The organism is Rhodococcus sp. B7740, from assembly GCF_000954115.1.
GTDB lineage: Bacteria > Actinomycetota > Actinomycetes > Mycobacteriales > Mycobacteriaceae > Rhodococcoides.
Window position 1 is genome coordinate 2,973,945 of record NZ_CP010797.1, and the last position, 20,645, is coordinate 2,994,589.

The window sequence follows — 20,645 nt, forward strand, 5'->3', positions numbered from 1 at the left end:
CCCCTCGAAAGTGCCCGAATCGGACACCGTGAGTATGGTCGGACCCGAAGGCGTACCGACAAGTAGGGAGCAGGCATGACCGACGACGCGGACAAGCTCTTTCGCCGCTACGACGAGTGGTGGACGGCGTTGACCCCCGACGACCGAGCGCACGTCGAGCAGTGTTGCGAGTCCGGCCGCACCGACGAGCGCCTCTGTGCCCTCATCCTCGAGAACGACGGCCCGTCGAAGGCAGCGTTCGAGGTGGGCAGCAGGTTGTCCGAGGGCAACAGCAAGTACTGCGCCATCCCCAGCGCGCTCCTCGAATTTCTGGAAGCGAAGCGCGCGCACCCACCACTCAGCTAGCGGGGCGCCACAACTGCAGCTCCGGGATTCCGGGCGGCGTGAAGCCCATCACCTGGCCGTAGAAGGACAGTTCTGATTCCCGCGCGTTCACCTGCGTTTCCAGTTTGCGGAATCCGTGCGACTCGCCCGCATAGGCCAGGTAGGCGTGCGGTATTCCCTTGTTCACCATGGCATCTCGGAACCGCTCGGCCTGCGACGGCGGCACGACCGGATCGTCGAGCCCCTGCAACAACAGCACCGGGCAGGACAGTCCGTCGACGTTGTTGACCGGCGCGCGGGTGCGGTACAGGTCGATTGCCTCGGGCAGAGGTCCGATGAGCCCGTCGATGTAGCGGGACTCGAAGTCGTGGGTCTCGGCGACGAACAGCTCCAGCTCGGCGACGCCGAAGTACGATGCACCGCAGGCGAACACGTCGGAAGATGTCAGCGCGGCCAACACCGTCCAACCCCCTGCGGACCCGCCTTCGATGGCCAACCGGCGTGGGTCGGCGAGCCCGCTGTCGGCCAGACCCTGCACCGCGGCGATGGTGTCTTCGACGTCGACCACTCCCCACTGCCCGCGCAGCCGGTTGCGGTATTCGCGGCCGTATCCACTCGACCCGCCGTAGTTCACATCGACGACGCCGATGCCGCGGCTGGTGAAGTACGCGAACAACGGGTTCAGAGCGGGGGCGACATGCGCAGTCGGGCCGCCGTGAACGAACGCGACGTACGGCGGCAGTTCACCGTCCAAGCCCTCGTACGACGGGTTGCGCGGCGCGTAGGTGATGGCGTGCACCTCACGGTTGGGCCCCTGGAATGTCACCTGACGTCCCTCGGGCAGGTATGCGCTGTCGGGTACGGATTCGAAACCCGAACGTACCGAGGTCAATTCGCCGGATTCCAGGTCGAGGGCGAACAACCCCGCTGCCACCCTGGCTCCACCGCACTTGAGGAGCACCGTCGACCCGGCGCGCCCACCGAGCCCCACCGAGGTCACACCGTCGAGCGTGATGTCCTCCAGTGCCCCGGACGCAGGATCGAACACCGCCAACGTGTCGGTGCCGACGGTGCGCACGGTGAGCAGCTTCCCGTCGTCCAGCACCGAATACCAGCTCGACCCCAACCGCCACAGCGGAGCCCCGAAGTCGGCGTCGAGCGTCACCAGCGGAGTCACCGAACCGTCGAGAGTGACCGAATACAGGTTCCACCAACCACTTCGATCGCTGATGACGTACAGCGATTCGTCGTCGATCCATTCCGGCTGCATCACCGATTCCTCGGTCGAACCGAGCAGCACCGTCCAGGACGACGGATCGGCCAGCGAGGCCACGCGCAATTCGGTTCCGTCCCAGGGCATCTGCGGATGGTTCCAGGCGATCCAGGCAATGCGGGTGCCGTCGGGCGAGAGTCTCGGGAACGCAAGGAAGTCCGAGCCCGCCACCAGCGAACGCACCCCACCGCCGCCGAGATCGATGGCCACGATGTCTCGTGACACCGCGCCTGCGTCGTGCATCTCACGAACTGCGATCACGTCGGTGCCGACCACCGTGAGATCGCCGTACCGGATGGCCGACGCCACAGCAGGTTTCGGAGTCAGCGGTACCGGTGCCCCGCCTGGGGTGAGTCGGTAGACGCGTTGATCGGAGAACTCGGCGAACACCAGGTCTCCGTCTGCCGTCGCGGTCCAGGCTCCCCCGCCGTATTCGTGGACGCGGGTGCGGGCGTTGAACGGTGCGGGCAGAATGGGCTGCACTTCGCCGTCGACATAGCGGCAGATGGCCGTCCTGCCCTGCTCGGCGGGCCGCAGTTCCGACCACCAGATCTCGCTGCCTACGAAGCAACCACCCTCGACGGGGTGGCCCGCCGAGGACAGATCTGCTGCGGTGATGGGCGAGGGCCAGGATCCGAAGGCGAGTGCGGTCACCCCGACCACCCTAGTGAACTGACGCGCACGTAACGCAGTGTTCACCGGCTCTTCAACCGTGACCCGGATGATGGGAGGCAAGTAATACGAGGGGGAACACCATGCGCCGGACCACTACCCATTCGGTGGACCACGAGATTCTGACATTCGGCCGAACCTGGCGTGGGTACGGCGGTGGCAGCGACGAGGACATCTACGTGGCATTCGGCGTCGACGCGCGTACCTACTTCCAGCGACTGCGTCGCATACTGGATTCGCCGGTCGCCGAGGAGCTGACGCCGGACGAACGGGCCGCGATCGCCGACATCTGCCGGTTGCGACTCGCCTGAGCCACCCCTACACCGGCGTCAAGAGCTCCGGGCTGTTGTTCTTCACGCTGTTCACCGCGGTACTCACCTCGTAGGGCTCGAGCCGTGGTTCCGGGATCGCGGCCAACAGGTCTCGCACGTCACCGAGGTCCGTCACCGCAGGGTCGAGCCAACTCGCGCGCAGATCCGGCGGGAGCACGACGGGCGAGCGATCGTGGATGTGGCCGAGCGCGTCGGCGGCAGGCGAGGTGAGCACGGTGACCGACCAGACCCAACGTGCTTCGTCGTCCTCGGCCTTGGTGGGGTCTCGCCACAGCTCGTACAACCCGGCCATCGCGAGCACGCCGTCCTGGTGCAAGAAGTACGGCACCTTCGCTCCGTCGCGCTTCTCCCACTCGTAGTACCCGTCGGCAGGGACGATGCATCGCCGACGGCTTGCCGCCTTCTTGAACGACGGCTTCTCGGTGATGGTCTCGGATCTGGCGTTGATCAGTCGGGAACCGATTTTCGCGTCCTTCGCCCACGACGGAATCAGGCCCCACCGCACCGACCGCAGTTGCCGCACGGCGTCGGCCTCGGGTTCGTCCTTCGGCGACCGTTCGAGCACCGTCCGCACCGTCTGCGTGGGGGCCACGTTGTACGACGGTGGCACCTCCGCACCGACGGTCTCGGCGATGTCGAACACCGCCTGCAGGTCGCTGTCACTCCGGGTACTGGCATACCGTCCGCACATGGAACGAGATTGTTCCACCCGGCACCGACAACGCGCTCGAACAACCCCGCGCGAAACAACCTCGTGGAAACCGATACCGCCCACCTGGCACGATGTGACGGGTGACCACTCCGCAGATCCACTCCCAGCCGCGTTATCGCACGTTGCAGCAATCGACGAAGCTGCAGAACGTGCTGTACGAGATCCGCGGACCGGTACACGCCCATGCCGCCCGGCTCGAGGCCGAGGGGCATCGCATCCTCAAGCTCAACATCGGCAATCCGGCACCGTTCGGATTCGAGGCCCCCGACGTGATCGTTCGGGACATGATCGCGGCGCTGCCGGTGGCCCAGGGGTACTCGGAGTCCAAGGGCATCCTGTCGGCGCGACGGGCCATCGTGACGCGCTACGAGCTCGAACCGGGTTTCCCCGAGCTCGACGTCGACGACATCTATCTGGGCAACGGAGTCTCCGAGCTCATCACGATGACGATGCAGGCGTTGCTCGACGATGGTGACGAGGTCTTGATCCCGGCCCCGGACTACCCGCTGTGGACGGCGATGACGACGCTGTCCGGTGGCAAGGCCGTGCACTACATGTGCGACGAGGAGAACGGGTGGAATCCCGATCTGGCGGACATCGAGTCCAAGATCACCCCGAAGACCGTCGCACTGCTGGTAATCAACCCGAACAATCCGACCGGCGCGGTGTATTCGAAAGAGGTGCTGCAAGGCATCGTCGATCTGGCGCGCAAGCACCAGCTGCTGTTGCTCGCCGACGAGATCTACGACCGGATCCTCTACGACGACGCAGAGCACACCTCGCTGGCGAGCCTGGCTCCCGACCTGCTGTGCCTGACGTACAACGGCCTGTCCAAGGCGTATCGGGTGGCCGGTTACCGCGCCGGATGGCTGGCGATCACCGGACCGAAGGCCCACGCCGCAGGTTTCATCGAGGGCATCGACCTTCTCGCGTCGACGCGGCTGTGCCCCAATGTGCCTGCGCAACATGCCATTCAGGTCGCACTCGGCGGATATCAGAGTATCGAGGATCTGATCCTGCCCGGCGGCCGACTGCTCGAGCAGCGCGACGTCGCGTGGGAGAAGCTCAACGCGATCCACGGCGTCTCGTGCGTCAAACCGCGGGGTGCACTCTATGCGTTCCCGCGACTCGATCCCGAAGTCCACGAGATCTACGACGACGAGAAGCTCGTCCAGGATCTGCTGCTGCAGGAGAAGATCCTGGTGGTTCAGGGCACCGGATTCAATTGGCCCGGCCACGATCACGTGCGCATCGTCACGCTGCCGTGGGCACGAGATCTGGCTGTGGCAATCGAGAGGTTCGGCAATTTCCTCGCGTCGTACAAGCAGTGAGACACGAAGTTACCGAAAAGTAGTTGAAAGTGATGCACAAAACATCGGGGCGATCCCGCCTGAACGACGAATGATCTGTACATTGGCGGACGGCACTTCGGTGCCCGCGAGCCCTGGTCGTACCCCTCCCCCCCGGGTCGGTCAGGTGGTGGCGGGGGACGCCCCCCCTGCTCCCCGCCACCGAGCTCCTCGCATCGGCCACTAGCCTGACACCGTGGAATCACACGGCAGTCCTTCCGACGGCAGTAAACCGAGCCTCGGATCTCATGTGGGTCACGGTCACGGCCACAGCGACTCACCGGTGCCGTTGGGACCGGTGGCGGCCAAGGTCGTCGTCGGACTGCTGGTCGCCATAGCCATCGCCGTGATCGGCGGGGCCATCGCTCTGTGGCCCAGCCAGCAGAGCATCGACATCCCGCTGCCGTTCCAGACCGCAGGCGGTGGCGCGGTGTCCACCGAGGCAGGCACCATCACCTCGCAGAGCATCGGGCCGTGCGGAAGTCCCGACGCAGGCCGGGCGTTCACCGGCGACCCGACGCCTGCGGTCAACGACTCGTACGAATGTCAGCGCAGCATCGTCGACATCACCACCGGTGCCGACGCAGGCAAGCGCACGGTACTCGAGATCGCGCCCGGGCCCGGCCAACCGACCCTGAGCGCCGGTGAGGACATCCGGCTGGTCGTGCAGACCGACCCCGCCGGTGGAGTCCGCTACTCCTTCAACGACTACTCCCGCGGACTGCCGCTGGCGCTGATCGTCGGCGTGTTCGCCGTGGTCATCTGCGTCGTCGCGCGCTGGCGGGGATTCCGTGCACTGGTCGGGCTGCTCATCGCGTTCGCCGTGCTGGTGGTGTTCATGCTGCCCGCCCTGCTCGACGGTGCACCCGCCATTCCGGTCGCCCTCGTCGCCGGGGCGGTGATCCTCTACGCCGTGCTGTATCTGGCGCACGGGGTGAATCTGCGCACCAGCTCGGCGCTGCTGGGCACTCTGACCTCCATGGCAGTGGCGGCGGTGCTGTCCTACGTCGCCATCCGTATGACCCACCTGACCGGGTTGTCCGAGGAACAGAACACCGCCGTACAGACGTACATCGGCAACGTCAGCGTCACCGGCCTGCTGTTGGCCGGCTTCATCATCGGCTCGCTCGGAGTGCTCAACGACGTGACGATCACGCAGGCCTCGGCCGCCTTCGAGCTCGCCTCGGTGGACGAGACGGCGTCGCGGCGCGAGATCTTCACCGCCACGATGCGGGTGGGGCGTGACCATATCGCCAGCACGGTCTACACGCTCGTGCTCGCCTATGCCGGTGGTGCGCTGCCGCTGCTGCTGCTCTTCAGCGTCGCCGACCGGTCCATCCAGGACGTACTCACCGGCGATTCGGTGGCCATCGAGATCGTTCGGTCCGCGGTGGGCGGTGTTGCGCTGGCGTTGTCGGTTCCGCTGACCACAGCGATCGCTGTGCTGTTGGCGCGTCCCATCACCGTCGTAGGAACCTCGAACCGAGCAGAGCGCCGGGCCGCGGTACCAACCCGCAAGACCCGGCGCTCCGGCCGCCACAGTGCGTAGAGCGGCTTCGCCCCATGTGAGCAGAAGTTCGTAGTGGGCTACGAATTTCCGTGCACGTGCGGCGCAGCCGCTCCTCAGGCGAAAGCGGCCGCGACGGTCTCCGAGAGCAGGGCGCCGTTGTGCGTGCTCAGTCCCGCCTTCAGCCCCGGGTCCGCCTCGCATGCAGCTTCCCAACCCTTGTCGGCGAGTGCGACGACGTACGGCAGGGTGGCGTTGGTGAGCGCGTAGGTGGAGGTGCGCGGCACGGCACCGGGCATGTTGGCGACGCAGTAGAACACCGACTCGTGCACCTTGTACGTGGGATCGGCGTGGGTGGTTGCGTGCGAATCCTCGAAGCAGCCGCCCTGATCGATGGCGATGTCGACCAGAACCGAACCCGGCTTCATACGCTGAACCAGGCTGTTGGACACGAGCTTCGGCGCTTTCGCGCCGGGCACCAGTACGGCACCGATGACGAGATCTGCTGCCAGAACGGCCTGTTCGAGTTCGTAGGCGTTCGACACCAGCGTCTTGACGGCCCCGCGGTACTGATCGTCGATGGCGCGCAGCGCCTTCACATCGAGATCGAGCACGGTGACATCGGCGTGCATGCCGAAAGCGATTGCAGTGGCGTTCTTTCCGGAAACGCCGGCTCCGATGACGACGACGTTGGCGGGCCGCACTCCGGGAACTCCGCCCATGAGAACTCCACGTCCGCCTTCGCTCGACATCAGGTGGTAGGCACCGGCCTGGGGCGCGAGGCGTCCGGCAACCTCACTCATCGGTGCGAGCAACGGCAGGGAACCGTCTGCCGCAGTGACGGTTTCGTAGGCGATGGCTGTGGTACCCGACTCCAGGAGCGCGTCGGTGCATTCCTTGGATGCGGCGAGATGCAGGTAGGTGAACAGCACCTGCCCCTTGCGCAAGCGTGAATACTCCTCGGCGATGGGCTCTTTGACCTTGAGCAGCAGGTCGGCCGTCTCCCAGACCTCGTCGACATCGGTGAGGATCTGCGCACCGGCGGCCTTGTAGTCGGTGTCGGTGAACGACGATCCGGCCCCTGCCTCGGTTTCGACGATCACTTCGTGTCCTCGCGAGACCAGTTCGTGCACGCCCGCCGGGGTGATGGCCACCCGGTATTCGTGGTTCTTGATCTCGCGTGGAATTCCGATCTTCATGGCGGCCTCCTCGGTGGTGGGTGACGTGAAGCCGAGGCTCCATCCGTGTAGGCCAACTATGAATTATCTACGAAATCGACGCAACGGAAGTGAACATAATTCTGTACAGTCGAGAAATGGCACGCAATAGTTCATTCGAGGGGGTCGAAGAGGGTGCGCAGCCGAACGATGTTCGGCCGGTCCCCCTGGACCGAATCGACCACATCCTGCTCGACGAGCTCCGCCGCGACGCCCGCACACCCAACAACGCACTCGCCGCGGCGGCCGGTGTCGCTCCGTCCACCGCACTGGCCCGGGTTCGCGCCCTCGTCGAACGCGGTGTCATCCGCGGCTTTCACGCCGACATCGACCCCGAGGCTCTCGGCCAGGGTATCCAGGCCATGATCTCGGTGCGGCTGCAAGCAGATGCTCGACGCCGCATCAGCGAATTCGGATCGAAGATCGCCTCGCGGAAGGAGACGCTGAACATCTACTTCATTGCCGGTGCGGACGACTTCCTGGTGCATGTGGCGACCGTCGACACCGCCACTCTGCGCGACTTCGTCGTCGAGAATCTCAGTGCCGACCCGGCCGTGGCCGCCACCGAGACCATCCTGATCTTCGAGCACATCCGACCGCGAAACAAGCACGCGGACAAGTGAGTTCGATCAGGGAGCGGGAGGAGCGACCGGCGGGAACACCGGCAACGTGAAGTCCGGGAAACCCGGGATCAGCGGCGGCGGCTGCTGCGTCGTCGTCGGAGGAACGGACTCGACGGGCGGCGGCGGTGCGGGCTCGGACGTGGTCGTCGTCGGCTCCGGCGTCCACGGCTCCTGGTAGACCTCGGTCTCCGGCGGCACCGTGGTCGGTGCGACGGTGGTCTCCGGTGCGGGCGGCGGCAACACCGGAGCCGGCGCCACGGACGTGGGCACCGTCGTGGTGACCGCCGGCACCTCGGCCTGGGTGCGACTGACCGAGGTGTCGACCACCTGCGGTGTGTTCTGTTGAGTGAGCATGAACGCGGAGACGCCCACCACCGACGCAAGACCCAGCGCGAGCACACCTCCGGTGCGAAGCCTGCGCCGAGCCCGGGTGCGATCGTCCTCGCCATCGTCGTCGTCGTAATCGGCGTCGAGCCAGTAGACGTTCTTCAGCTGGAACGGAACCGGCTTGCCGTCGTCGGTTGCCTCGGACTGGGCAACAGAGCCCTCGGCAGACGAATCCCCCGTGTTCGTACTCAACGCAACGACCTCCCCGTCGACCCGCGCCCCCTGCACGTGGTCGTCGAGAACATCTTCCACTACCGGTGTCGTGTCCGAAACCGTTTCGACTGCACCGGACTCCGACGAGTCGGTGAATCTCGAGGACGCGAAACCCTCCACCGTTTCGATCGGCTCGGCCGGGACGTCGGACACCGCAACATCGGACACCGGGACATCGGACACCGTGTCCTGAGACTTCGAGCCCTCGCCGATCGGTGCCGCCGCGATCCAGGGACGGGCGGGGACGGGACGCGCTGCAGTGGGCCCTGGCGCCGGTGCGGCCGGCGCGGCGTGCTGGGAATCGGTGCGAGCCGGAACCGGCCGGACCGGAGCGGGCAGCGGAGGTGGCACCGGAGCAGGTTCCGCGCGTACCTGCGACGTGGGTGCGATCGGTGCGGCGGACTCCACCGGCCGACGAGCGTCCGGCGATCGTCGGGTTCCGGTTCGAGTGCGCGAATGCGGCCGTGCCGTCAGTGCGGCCCCACGTGCCGCGACGGTCTCGGGCTCGGTCGGCACGATCGACGGCAGTTCGAGCAGCGGTCCGACGCGTTGCTGCACGATCGGCATGCGTGCGCCGCCGCCGATCAGCACGACGGCGTCGATGGGAACGTTGGCCCCGATCATCACCTCGCGAGCGAACTCGATGGCCTCGTCGAGCAGGTCGGTGATGAGCAGCTCGAAGTTCTCACGGGAGAGCAGGATCATCCCGCTCGCATCGGGCAGGCACACCGCGTCCTGGGTGGACAGGCGTTCCTTGGCGATTCGGCAGCGCTTCTCGAACAGCGCCATGTCCGGGTCGGTCGACTGCTTGCCGAGGCGTTGGAGCTGATTGTTGCGGACGTAAGCGTCGATCAGATCTCCGCTGTACTCACCGGATCGCTGCGAGGCGACGACGGTGCGCTGAACCAGGTCCACGACGCTGACGGTCAGTCCGGAACTTCCGAGGTCGAATAGGGCCACGGAACTGCAGTTGCGGGCTTCACCGGTCGCCGCCAAGTACTCGACGATAGCTTCCACCTCGTGGACCAGGTGATAGTTGTGCAGGTGCGCACCGCTGAGGGCAGCATGCAGGGCGTCGGCCTGACGGGGGTCACGGTAGGCCACGCCGGTGGCGAGTTCGGGCTCGGTTTCGGCTGCCGCACCGATCGATTCGGCGGCCAGATGCGGAAGGTCCCCGCCGACGCTGTCGATAAGTTCGTTGCGGAAGAACAGCGGCCGGTCGATGTCGCTGACCAGGCCGGAAGGATCGGCGACCGGTGCCCCGAACTGCTCGGCTCGGGGCTGCGCCGTGCGCACGGCTCGGGTCCCCATGGACACCCCAAGCAGCACAGTCACGCGTCAGGCCTCACTTCGATCGACAATGTTTCTCGGACGCGGTACACCCCGTCCAGAGCGCCAGGCTACCGCTTCGGACGAATCGGCGGGGCGCGCGCCCCAGTGGGCTGCGCACCCGCGCGTGACGGAACCGGTCGCGTTCCCCGAGCGGCCCGCGCGAACGAGACCCCCGGTCTATTCCGGCAGCTCCGGATCGACGACCGGTTGGTACATCTCGCCGTCGTAGCTGAAGGCACGCTCGTACAGGTCCGCGTCGGACAGTCGAGCGGGCCCGAGGACAGGCAACTCGACGGGGCCCGGCGCGGCCTCGTCGGCGGGACCCGCGGCGGCGGAAAGGGCCGCGGCGAACGTGGAATCGAAGGGAATCTGCTGGTCGATCAGCGGGGTGGGTGGCGGCGTGTTTCCTCGGGTGAACACCAGTCCCACCACCGCGACGATCAGCACGCTCACAGCGGCGAGTACGGACGCGTCACGAATCGACCAGGTGCGGCGGCCGCGGCGTACCGGCTCGGCAACGACGCCGGGCTCGGGTACAGCCGGTTCCGACACCTCGGGCTGGAGGGGTACGGGTACGAGAAGGTCGGTCTCGAAGGTGGTCGACGGGATCGTCAGGTCCTCGGTCGCGAGTTGGTCGACGGTCAGGCCGTCGACCATCCACTCCTCGACGGGGTCGAGGACGAAGGTGTCCGGTGCATCGAGGGTGTCGGGAGCGGCGAGCGCCTCGGGTGCATCGAGCAGTTCCGACGCGTCGTCCGGAACAGTGATTGTTCCCACATCGGCGTCGAGCGAGGCTCGGGCGGGTCGTTCGTCGAGTGCTGCGCCCTTGGCGACGGCCATCGCAGGGGCGTCGGGCACGTGGACCGGGACGTTCCACTTGTCTTCGATGATGGTGCGCACTGCGGGAATGGCTGCACCGCCGCCGATCAGCAGTACCGCGTCGGGTGCCTGCTTGGAGGCCCAGTCCAAGGCGTCGGAGACGAGCGGAGTGATCTCTCGCTCGAACTCCTTTCGGCTGAGCAACATCGGGCCGCGGTTGGGAGCCCTGACGCCCACCGACGAGCTCACCAGTTCCTTCAGTTCCCGGAAGAAGGCCTGGTACTCCTGGTCGCCCTCGGGTCCGACGGGAGCCGGCAGAATTCCCTTCGCCATCACGATGCCTCGGACCACTTCGTCGAAGCGGTCGCCGCTGATGTCGACGGTGCGTGCGGTCCACTCGACGTACTCTCCTGCGACGTCGAGTGCGGTGGCCGAGAGTCCCTTCTTGCCCAGGTCGACGACCAGGACATAGTCCTTGTCGGCCAGTTCCGGAACGGTGCGGGCGTAGGCGAGAAGGGCGCGGGACTCCTCGACCATGCGGGCTTTCGGCACGGTGCCGTCACCGAGGGTCTCCAGCAGCGCCGTCACGGCTGCGGTGTCCCACCCGGCGAGCACGATGTCCTCGAACGGTCCGAGGTCGACGAGCTTGCCCGGCAGCAGGTCGTGTGCGCCCTCTGCGTCGATGGAGTCCTCGACGCGGCGGCCGTCGGCGATGTACGCGATGCGCACGGCACCGGTACCCACTGACACCCCGCAGACGCCACCCATAGACCAGACAGTCCTTCGCAGATTGTGTTTCGACGCCGGATCCGGCGTCCGTACGAGCCCCCGCTCCACTCGAAGTGTACGGCGGTCCTCGAACCCGATGCGGGCATCCCGGTAACGCTACTAAACAATCTACGATATTGTTTGGAGGGGTCTGGGGAGACTTTGGGTCGAAAAGGCGCACAGCCAGCCGACCCTGAGTCGACGACGAGGCCGTCCGGTCTCGTGGTTAACGCGATCGGTGGAGGTTTCGATGCAGACGCTCAATGCTCACGACGTGGTTCGAGTGCGAACCGTTCTGGAGAAATTCGGAAAACTGCCGGTCCCCGTGGAGGGCATCGACGAGGCTGCCGATCTCTACGACAGCGGCCTCACCTCGCATGCCAGCGTCAACGTGATGATCGCGCTCGAGGACGAATTCGACGTCGAATTCCCCGACACGATGCTGCAGAAGTCGACGTTCGGCAGCATCAACGCGATCGCCGCGGCCATCGCCCAGCTGACGGACTGAGGCCATGACCACCGTCTACGAGAGCTCGATCGACCAGTCGATCACCGACGTGCTGGCCGTACTGCGGACCTATGCCGACGAGGTCGACCGCGATGCCCGTTTCCCCACCGAATCGGTGGATGCGCTGCGCGACGCCGGCTTGCTCGGGGTCGGAATTCCGCGGGAGTTCGGCGGAGGCGGGGCAACACTGACCGACATAGCGCGGATCTCGCGTGCTCTCGGTGCCGAGTGCGCATCGACGGCGATGATCTTCGTGATGCACCAGTCGCAGGTGCTCAGCATCGTCCGCCACGGCAAGTCCGACGCGATGGCAGACCTGCAGCGTCGCATCGTGACCGATCGCATACTGGTGGCGTCTGCCACCACCGAGATCAACATCGGCGGCGACGTTCGCTCGAGCAGCTGTGCGGTGGAGTACGACGGCGAGCAGATCACGCTCAGCAAGAACGCACCGGTCATCTCCTACGGCGAGTACGCACAGATCGTGTTGGCGACGGCGCGGCGCAGCGTGGACAGCCCGCCGAGCGATCAGGTGCTCGTGGTGTGCGAGAAGCCCGACGTGACGCTGGTCAAGACCGGCACCTGGGACACCCTCGGCTTCCGTGGCACCTGCAGTCCCGGCTTCATGCTGGAGGCACGCACAACGACGTCGAACATCCTCGGCGACAACTACGGCGACATCTCCGCTCAGACCATGCTCCCGGTGGCGCACGTGCTGTGGGGATCCGCGTGGCTCGGTATCGCCGATGCCGCGGTCACCAAGGCCCGCAAGTCGGTCCAGAAGGCCGCACGCAAAACTCCGGGAACGCCGCCGCCGAGCGCGCTGCGTCTCGCGGAGCTGATGGTGGTGCACGAGCAGTTGGTGGACACGGTGTTCGGTGCCGCAGCCAAGTTCGAGGCGATCGCCGACAGCCCCGCGGAGCTCGGAGCCATCGGTTTCGCGCTCAAGATCAACAACGTGAAGGTCACCGCGTCCTCGCTCGTCATCGACATCGTCGGCAAGGCTCTGCAGATCTGTGGCATCTCCGGCTACCGGCAGGGCGGCGAGATGAGCATCGGCCGTCATCTTCGTGATGCACACGGGTCCGCGATCATGGTCAGCAACGAACGCATTCTGGGTCACAACGCTCAGCTCTCCCTCGTCTACAAGGGCAAGTGATGACTACCACGCATTCCGCACCGGAGACAGAGATCAGCGAACTCGACTCCGCCCGAGCAGCTTTCCGCGCCGAGCTCATCGACGCCGGTTTGTTGGTACCCAGTTCGATTCCCGGATTGTACGGGCGCAGTGGCGAATTCGAGGACATCATCGAGTTCGTCGACGCCAGAGTCACCGCGGCCGGGGTCGCCGAACACGGCCGTCAGGCCACCAGGTTTCGATTCGCTCCGGTCTTTCCGCGAGAAGCGTTCGAGCGCACCGACTACATCGCGTCGTTCCCCAACCTCACCGGTGCGATCAACACGTTCGAGGGCGACAACAAGGCCCACGCGGAATTGTTGGCCGAGCGGTCCGACGGCAAGGACTGGGATCACTTCCTCCAGTCCGCGGGCACCATGCTGGTCTCGGCTGCGTGCCACCCGTCGTACTCGATGCTCACCGGCACGCTGCCCGAAGAGGGCACGCTGATGGACATCTACGGCTACTGCTTCCGGCACGAGCCCGCCGTGGATCCGGCTCGGATGCAGGCATTTCGGATGCACGAGTTCGTCCGAGTCGGCACCCCCGACGAAGCAGTGGCACACCGCGAACGCTGGGTACCGCGCGGGCTCCAGGTGCTGGCGGATCTGGGACTGGAAGCCGAGGCGGTCATCGCCAACGATCCTTTCTTCGGTCGCGCCGGACGCATGCTCGCGGCGAACCAGCGCAACGAGAACCTCAAGACCGAACTGGTCGTCAAGCTCTACGGAGATCTCGACGAGGGCACCGCGGTCGTCTCGTGCAACTGCCACCGTGATCACTTCGGGCACACCTTCGGCATCGAGACCGTCGACGGTGAACCTGCCCACAGCGCGTGCGTCGGTTTCGGCATGGAACGCATCGCACTGGCGATGCTCCGCACCCACGGACTCGATCGATCGGGCTGGCCTGCCGCACTGCGCAACTGATCGTTCCCGCTTCACCCGTGTACGTACACGAAGGACCAAATCTGTGAACAGCTCCCGCACCGCTCCTCGGCGCATCGGCTCAGTTCCCGCCGAGTCCTCTCCACGTACGGCGGGCGGCAAGTACCCGACGTGGTTCGGCCCGTCCGATTCGCCGCTGTTCGGTGCCGTCCACGTGCCGTCCGGCGGTCGGGCACGCGGCGGCGTCGTCCTGTGCCCGCCGCTCGGCAAGGAGCAGGTCGATTCGTATCGCGGTATGACCCTGCTTGCGCAGAAGCTCTGTGAGCAGGGACTTCTGGTGCTGCGGTTCGACTACCGCGGCACCGGCGATTCGTGGGGCGATCAGGATCAGCCCGGCGCGGTCGAGCACTGGCGGCGGAGCATCGTCGAGGCCGTCGACTACGTTCGAGGTTGCGGGGTGAGCGAGGTCGGCCTCGTCGGTCTGCGCGTCGGTGCCTTGTTGGCGTGTTCGGTCGCCGCGGAGTGCGGGCCACTGACCGCCTTGACGCTGTGGGATCCCGTCGTCAAAGGGCGGTCGTATCTGCACGAACAGCGCGCGCTGTATTCGGTGAGCGTCACCACCGACTCCGAGACCGATCCCAGGGTGTCGATCATCGGCGCTGTGCTGCATCCCGATTCGGCCGCGGACTTCTCCGCACTGGACGCCGCGAAGACGAGTACCGACGCGCCGGTGCTCGTCGCCACCCGCGCCGAGCGAGGCGATACGAAGCCGGTACGCAAGCTGGTCGAGACTCTCGCGGCTCAGGAACACACGTTGACCGCTCACGACGACTTTCTCGAGCCGAGCGATTTCGAGGTCATCATCCCGACGGCCGACATCGCCTACCTCGCGACGTGGACGGCATCGAGATTTCCGGTCGAGCGCGCACGAGGGATCGAGCTGCAGCATCGCTCGACGTCCGTGGTCGACGGAATCCACGAGAACATCGAATACCTGGGCGCACAGCAGCTTTTCGCGATTCGGTCCACCTCGGATCGATGCCGCGCAGGCGGACCGACCGTGGTGCTGTACCCCACTGCCAACGAGCACCGCGTCGGTCCGGTCCGCATGTGGGTGGAGCTGGCGCGGCTGCTGCCCCGCTTCGGAGTCTCCACGGTGCGTTTCGATCGACGCGGCACCGGCGAGAGCGGAATCGTGTCCGATGGGGAGTTGACCCGGCTCTACAGCGACGAAGGCAACGAGGACGCGCTCACCGCTGTCCGGCAGTCGGGGACCACTCCGGACAACGTCATGGTTGCCGGAATGTGCTCGGGCTCATGGTATTCCAGCTTCGCCGCCAGGGAACTGGGGGTTCGGGCCGCAGTACTGCTCAACACCCTGGACTGGACCACTCGTCGTCTCGAATTCGTCAAGCGTTCCTCGATGCACATCGAGGAAACGGGGCTGAAGGCGCGCGCACTCGACCGTCTCCACCACTGGGGTGTGCGGACCAAGAATGCACTGCAGCCGCGGATTCCGTACGCGCTGTGGATCTGGCTCGGACGGCGCGGATTGATCCAGGTTCCCGAGATCTCGTTGCGCATTCTCAGCGACCGTCAGGTGCAGACGCGGGTTCTGCTCTCCCCCAGCGACACCACCTGGTTCGAGACCAATCGGGGCCCGGAGGGAATGCGCCGACTCCAGCGTCGATCGTCGGTACCCACTGTCACCTCCTTCGACTCCGGTGACCACTCGCTCTACGGTCGCGATCTGCGCGAGAACGTACGAGCCGAACTGGTGACGGCCGCCTCTGCTGCCTTCGATGTCGAGATCGCCGCCCCGTCGCCGCCCGTGCCGGTGGGGAAGGTTCGATTGTGAAGCACCGCGCTCCCAGGATCCTGCCGCCCAAGCACGAACAGCTCGAACAACTTCGGTGGTATCCGGTCGAACCGGCTCGGTTCGACCTGGGTCTGATGAACAGCCCGACGATGCCGGTGCCGACCGTACCTCGGCACGATGCCGTGCACTCGGTCGACGTTTCCCCGATCGCCGACGTCGTCGAACGACCGCAACCCGAGAGCGGACCGGGCTCGAAGGCCTCCGATCGCAATCTCGCGCTCAATTCGATGGCCCTGATGCTCTCGACGGCCATCACCGGCGCTCTCGGCCTGCTGTTCTGGGCCGCAGCCGGTCGGCTGTATCCCGTTGCCGAAGTGGGCAGCGCGTCGGCCGTCATCACCTCGGCGGTGATGCTCTCGACGCTGTCCAATCTGAGCCTCGGTTCGATGTACGAGCGATTCCTGCCGATCTCGGGTCGGTTGGCCAAGTCGTTCATCGTGCGTGGCTACCTCACCGTCACGGCATTCGCGTTCGTGCTCGGCGGCGGCTTCCTGCTGGTCGCGCCGGTGGACGAGATGTTCACCAGCACTGCCGAGATCGTGTCGTTCCCGTTCTTCGTCGCGGTGCTCGCGGTGTTCGCGCTGCAGGATCAGACCTCATCCGGCCTGGGCGTCGCACGTTGGGCGGCCGCCAAGAACGTCTTCCACGCCGTCGCCAAGTTCGTGCTGCTGTTGGCCCTCTTCGCGACCGAGCGCAGTACCTCGATCATTTCCGCCTGGGCGGTCCCCGCCGTCGTGGCGTCGATCTTCGTCCTGCGCGCGATCATGAAGAACGTCCGGACCGAACAGCGGTACGCCGGCAAGCCGGACCTTCCGCCAAGGCGCGAGATGTGGGCCTACTTCGGCTCGGCATACGGCATCACCGCTCTCGGCTCGCTCGCTCCGCTGCTCGTGCCGATGATCGTCGTTGCCACCCTCGGCGCCGAGGAGAACGCGTACTTCTCCCTCACCTGGTCGATCGTCAGCGCCCTCTACATCCTGATCAGCGTTCTGATCGGACCGTACGTGGCCGAGGTGGCGGCACACCCCGCGCAGTTCCACCGCCTGACCAAGCGGTTCATGACGCTCGTGTGCATCGTCGCACTGGGCGGGTCGATCTTTCTCGCGTTCATCGCGCCGTTCGGTCTCGGATTGATCGGCCAGGGCTACCGCGATCAGGGCACCATCATCGTGCAGCTGGCCGCGCTGACCATCCCACTGTCGGTCGTCGGTTCGCTGTACGACGGTCTGGCCCGCGTCCGTCGACGCATGCGACTGGCCGTGATCGTGCAGGTGGTGGCCACCTCGATCATCATCGGCGGCTCGGTGGCACTGTCGTCGTCGATGGGCATCGCTGCCGTCGGCTGGGCGTACCTCGCCGCCGAGGCGTTCGGTGCCGTCGTCCTGATCGTGCCGCTCGTTCGCTGGATTCGTGAACTGTCCGCAGGCAGCAACGGCGATTCCGGCGAGAACCCGGGTCCGTCGGACTCCCCCGGACCTCGCGGGCCGATCGACGATCACGACGCCGGATCGCCTCGATCGCGTCACCGACAACCCCGAGACGGTGGACCTCGGCACCGTGAACCGCATCCACGTGAGCGCCAGGACGGTCCACCGCCGCTCGACGATCCGTCACCGCGCCGTATTCCGGTCCATGCTCAACACAGGACGGCACCATGACTCAGACCTATCGCGCCAGCTCGTTGGACATGCTGCGGTCCGATTCGCGCATCGTGACCGTCCTGGGACCGGCGGACTTCGGCGATCTCGCCCGGGTGCAGAGCCGCGTACTCGCACTGGCCTCGATCGGTCCTGCCACACGGCTGGGCCTGCGCGCAGACCAGTCCTCGGCGGGCTGGGTCTACGAACCGGAACGGGTGCTCGAGCACATCGCCGATGGACCGGCCGTGGGTCGCGAGCAACTGGCCAAGGAACTCACCGAGTTCTCGCACGCGTCCACGCCCGGGATTCCTCTTCGGATGCGTCTGGCCGGTCGCTACCTGTTCCTCGATCTCAATCACGGTCTCGGCGACGCTCTGTTGCCGGTCGACCTGTTCGCGTACCTGGCCGACGCGCGTCCGGATGCACCGCTTCCGGCGTGGGCCGACCGTGCCGTCGACGGCCATCCTCTTCGAAAGGCCCTGCTGCGCTGGGTCGTTCGCAATCCCAGGAAAGTCGTCGACACGATCTACGACCGCGTACGCCCCGGCTCGAATCACGAGTCCACCACCTCGGCCGCCGCACCCGACACCCCGTCGCCGTCGGCATTTCGGCCGTGGGCACCCTCGGCCGCGGTGGCCACCGCGGTGACCCGGCTCGGTACCACCGACGCGATCCGGCGGTGGCGGGAATCCCATCTGCCCGGCGCGAGCGTCAGCGCGGTGATGTGCGCTGCGGTGGCCTCGGCGTTCGCCCGCACGTCGTTCCCCCTCGATCGTTCTGCTGCCTTCCTGTTCGACTGCAGGCGATACCTTCCGCCGTCGTCCGTGGTGCTCGGCAACTTCGCGGCCGGGATCGGCTTCACCGACATCGATCCCACCTCGGCCGGGGACGTGAACGACGCACTGGCCGGTGCCATCGCCAAGGGCCGTCCCATCGCGTCGGCGACGATCAGCACCATCAAGTACAAGCGAGAGCACCGGGCCGTGTCCGGTGTGTTCGACGACCGCGTACCGGTCCGGCCCAAGGTCAAGCTCATGTACTCCGATGTCGGTAGAGTCAGGCAGCTGGAGCCGGTCTCCTGGTTGGCCGAGCCCGCCGACCGCGCCTTCTTCGTGATCGCCGATCCGGGTCGACCGGAGTCGGTGATGATCACGATGGAGACCATCGGTTCGGTCGTCTTCGTCTCGGCGTCGTTCCACGACAATGTTTTCGACAGCCACACCGTGCAGGCCGCACTCGATCTCGTAGCGGCAGACCCCCTCGCATTGCTCGCCCCTCAGGAGAAGACCGCATGACCACCGAAGCGAAACGCCCCACGAAACCCGATGCGAACCGGCCGACGTCGAACACCGTCGCGCCCGCGCGCTCGAGTTTCGTCGCCCATGTCGCTCGGTGGGCCGGCCTGTCGGTGGTGCAGTTCGTCCTCGTCGAGTACATCGTGTCGGCCACGTGGCGCGGGCTCTACAGCTACCGGAACAACTACATCAGCGAGCTCGGCATCCCGTTCTGCGGGCCCACCGGCAACTGGCCGTGCAGCGAGCTCTACGTTCTGCTCAACGCGTCGATGGTGCTGTTCGGCGTGGCGATCGCGGCCGTGGGCGGATCCTGGTACATCGTCCGCCGAATCGACGGCAGAGCCGCCTCGTTCTTCGTCGTCGCAGGTGCCGGTGCCATCACCGCAGGCGTCGTCAACCAGGGCGTGAACTACCCGATCCACTCGTTCGGGGCCACCGTGTTCTTCGTGTTCGGAAACTTCGGCCTCGTCATCGCGGGCGGGCACGGAAGCCTGCGACGCCCCATCCGCGTCGTGGTCACCGCGCTCGGAGCCGTCGGGCTGGCCGGCTACTTCGCCTATATGAGCGGTCACGAGTTCGGACTCGGTATCGGCTCCATGGAACGCATCGCCACCTATGCGCTCCTCGTGGGCATAGTCGTACTGTCGGTGTCGCAGTTCAAGGCGACGCGGGTACCGAAGACCGGCGACGAGACCACGTGAGTCGTCACGCCGCATCCAGCCGAGAGTCCGGCGCGGGGACCGTCGAGGTTTCGCGGCTTCCCGGAACCGGACTCATCGTCGAGCCTCCCCGACGGCGGTGGCCGTCCGTGCTGGCGTTCCTGATCGTGCTCGGTCTGGTCGTGGCAGGCACGGTGTACGGGCTTTCTCACCGCTCGGACGGAGCCGACATCGATCCCGACTCCACCGCTGGAGGCACCGTCGACGCGAGTTCCACGACGTCGGCGTCCAACACTGCCGCCGCCAAGCCCGGATTCACCGTCTACGACGACTTCTCTGGGACGGCGGGCGACGCCGTGTCGGACGACCGCTGGAGTCACGACGTGGGACAGACCGGTTGGGGCAACAACGAAAAGCAGAATTACACCGATTCGACCGAGAACTCGTCTCTCGACGGTGACGGCCACATGGTCGTCAACGCGATGCGCAACGGTGACGGGTACACCTCGGCCCGCGTGACCACCAAGGACAAGTTCGAGTTCACCTACGGCCGCGTCGAGGCTCGGATCAAGATGCCGGCCGGAGCCGGACTGCATCCGGCTTTCTGGATGCTCGGTACCGACCTGGACTCCGTCGGCTGGCCGCTGTCCGGCGAGATCGACATCATGGAGACGCTGAACCAGGCCGACCAGTACCACACCGGAATCCATGCCCCCCAACCCGATTCGTTGACGAGCCAGAAAGTGGACGCGGGCGGCATTCCCCCGGAGCCGCTGTCCGAGAACTTCCACACCTATTGGGTCGAGCGGTCGCCGGGCCGCGTGACCACCGGTATCGACGGCACCACCTTGGCGACCGTCACTCCGGACGACCTGATCGGCGGCGACGATTACTGGGTCTTCGACAAGCCGTTCTTCCTGCTGTTCAACGTCGCGGTCGCCGGCGACTGGCCAGGTCCCACCGACAACTCCACGCCGTTTCCGGCGACGATGTCGGTCGACTGGGTGCGGTATCGCGCCGACTGAGACCGAGCTGCACTTGCCCGTACGTGTCACCCCGAAAGGACCATCCC

General features: G+C 66.1%; 18 protein-coding genes. 13 read left to right on the forward strand and 5 right to left on the reverse strand.

All coding sequences use genetic code 11. From position 1 onward, the window contains the following. Window positions 1-75 precede the first annotated feature (75 nt). Complete coding sequence (locus NY08_RS13650; RefSeq protein ID WP_032396085.1) at window positions 76-345, forward strand: hypothetical protein; 270 nt, start codon at window positions 76-78, stop codon at window positions 343-345. Here NY08_RS13650 and NY08_RS13655 read toward each other — a convergent pair. Further along, window positions 338-2,251 (reverse strand): dipeptidyl-peptidase 5, encoded by a 1,914-nt coding sequence (locus tag NY08_RS13655; protein WP_045200391.1) that lies wholly within the window; start codon window positions 2,249-2,251, stop codon window positions 338-340. The genes NY08_RS13650 and NY08_RS13655 overlap by 8 nt on opposite strands. A gap of 101 nt (window positions 2,252-2,352) precedes the next feature. Between NY08_RS13655 and NY08_RS13660 the strand changes: the two genes are divergently transcribed. Then, window positions 2,353-2,580 (forward strand): DUF3263 domain-containing protein, encoded by a 228-nt coding sequence (locus tag NY08_RS13660; protein ID WP_032396086.1) that lies wholly within the window; start codon window positions 2,353-2,355, stop codon window positions 2,578-2,580. Between the two features lie 7 nt (window positions 2,581-2,587). Here NY08_RS13660 and NY08_RS13665 read toward each other — a convergent pair whose 3' ends face one another. Next, entirely contained in the window at window positions 2,588-3,292 is a 705-nt protein-coding gene (locus tag NY08_RS13665; RefSeq protein WP_032396367.1) for an SOS response-associated peptidase, read from the reverse strand. A gap of 101 nt (window positions 3,293-3,393) precedes the next feature. On the opposite strand from NY08_RS13665, the gene NY08_RS13670 reads away from it, so the two are divergent. After that, window positions 3,394-4,644, forward strand: a complete 1,251-nt coding sequence (locus NY08_RS13670) for a pyridoxal phosphate-dependent aminotransferase (protein WP_032396087.1) — start codon at window positions 3,394-3,396, stop codon at window positions 4,642-4,644. Window positions 4,645-4,858: 214 nt separating this feature from the next. Continuing rightward, on the forward strand, window positions 4,859-6,211 hold the full coding sequence (locus tag NY08_RS13675; RefSeq protein ID WP_045196891.1) for a YibE/F family protein: 1,353 nt from the start codon (window positions 4,859-4,861) through the stop codon (window positions 6,209-6,211). 74 nt (window positions 6,212-6,285) lie between these two features. On the opposite strand, the gene ald is transcribed toward NY08_RS13675, so the two are convergent. After that, on the reverse strand, window positions 6,286-7,368 hold the full coding sequence (ald, locus tag NY08_RS13680; protein WP_032396089.1) for an alanine dehydrogenase: 1,083 nt from the start codon (window positions 7,366-7,368) through the stop codon (window positions 6,286-6,288). A 116-nt stretch (window positions 7,369-7,484) separates the two neighbouring features. On the opposite strand from ald, the gene NY08_RS13685 reads away from it, so the two are divergent. Then, window positions 7,485-8,009 carry an Lrp/AsnC family transcriptional regulator gene (locus tag NY08_RS13685; protein WP_045196894.1) on the forward strand — a complete coding sequence of 175 codons (525 nt, stop codon included), beginning with the start codon at window positions 7,485-7,487 and terminating at the stop codon, window positions 8,007-8,009. A gap of 6 nt (window positions 8,010-8,015) precedes the next feature. Here NY08_RS13685 and NY08_RS13690 read toward each other — a convergent pair whose 3' ends face one another. Beyond that, window positions 8,016-9,944 (reverse strand): Hsp70 family protein, encoded by a 1,929-nt coding sequence (locus tag NY08_RS13690; protein WP_045196896.1) that lies wholly within the window; start codon window positions 9,942-9,944, stop codon window positions 8,016-8,018. A 174-nt stretch (window positions 9,945-10,118) separates the two neighbouring features. After that, on the reverse strand, window positions 10,119-11,510 hold the full coding sequence (locus NY08_RS13695; protein ID WP_158462550.1) for a rod shape-determining protein: 1,392 nt from the start codon (window positions 11,508-11,510) through the stop codon (window positions 10,119-10,121). A gap of 268 nt (window positions 11,511-11,778) precedes the next feature. Here NY08_RS13695 and NY08_RS13700 point away from each other — a divergent pair, with 268 nt between their 5' ends. From NY08_RS13700 to NY08_RS13735, 8 genes are read left to right on the forward strand one after another with little or no spacing between them, the layout of a single operon-like run. Continuing rightward, window positions 11,779-12,036, forward strand: coding sequence for an acyl carrier protein (locus tag NY08_RS13700; RefSeq protein ID WP_032396368.1), 258 nt, complete (start codon window positions 11,779-11,781; stop codon window positions 12,034-12,036). Window positions 12,037-12,040: 4 nt separating this feature from the next. Beyond that, window positions 12,041-13,195 (forward strand): acyl-CoA dehydrogenase family protein, encoded by a 1,155-nt coding sequence (locus NY08_RS13705; protein WP_032396093.1) that lies wholly within the window; start codon window positions 12,041-12,043, stop codon window positions 13,193-13,195. After that, entirely contained in the window at window positions 13,195-14,142 is a 948-nt protein-coding gene (locus NY08_RS13710) for an amino acid--[acyl-carrier-protein] ligase (RefSeq protein WP_032396094.1), read from the forward strand. The genes NY08_RS13705 and NY08_RS13710 overlap by 1 nt, the downstream gene beginning before the upstream one ends. A 43-nt stretch (window positions 14,143-14,185) precedes the next feature. Then, window positions 14,186-15,958, forward strand: a complete 1,773-nt coding sequence (locus NY08_RS13715; protein WP_235386896.1) for a hypothetical protein — start codon at window positions 14,186-14,188, stop codon at window positions 15,956-15,958. Beyond that, window positions 15,955-17,637 (forward strand): lipopolysaccharide biosynthesis protein, encoded by a 1,683-nt coding sequence (locus NY08_RS13720; protein ID WP_200893110.1) that lies wholly within the window; start codon window positions 15,955-15,957, stop codon window positions 17,635-17,637. Before NY08_RS13715 ends, NY08_RS13720 begins: the two co-directional genes overlap by 4 nt. After that, window positions 17,634-18,914, forward strand: coding sequence for a hypothetical protein (locus NY08_RS13725; RefSeq protein WP_045196899.1), 1,281 nt, complete (start codon window positions 17,634-17,636; stop codon window positions 18,912-18,914). Before NY08_RS13720 ends, NY08_RS13725 begins: the two co-directional genes overlap by 4 nt. Beyond that, window positions 18,911-19,615, forward strand: a complete 705-nt coding sequence (locus NY08_RS13730; protein ID WP_052683804.1) for a DUF998 domain-containing protein — start codon at window positions 18,911-18,913, stop codon at window positions 19,613-19,615. The genes NY08_RS13725 and NY08_RS13730 overlap by 4 nt, the downstream gene beginning before the upstream one ends. After that, window positions 19,612-20,598 (forward strand): glycoside hydrolase family 16 protein, encoded by a 987-nt coding sequence (locus tag NY08_RS13735; protein WP_235386897.1) that lies wholly within the window; start codon window positions 19,612-19,614, stop codon window positions 20,596-20,598. Before NY08_RS13730 ends, NY08_RS13735 begins: the two co-directional genes overlap by 4 nt. Window positions 20,599-20,645: the final 47 nt, after the last annotated feature.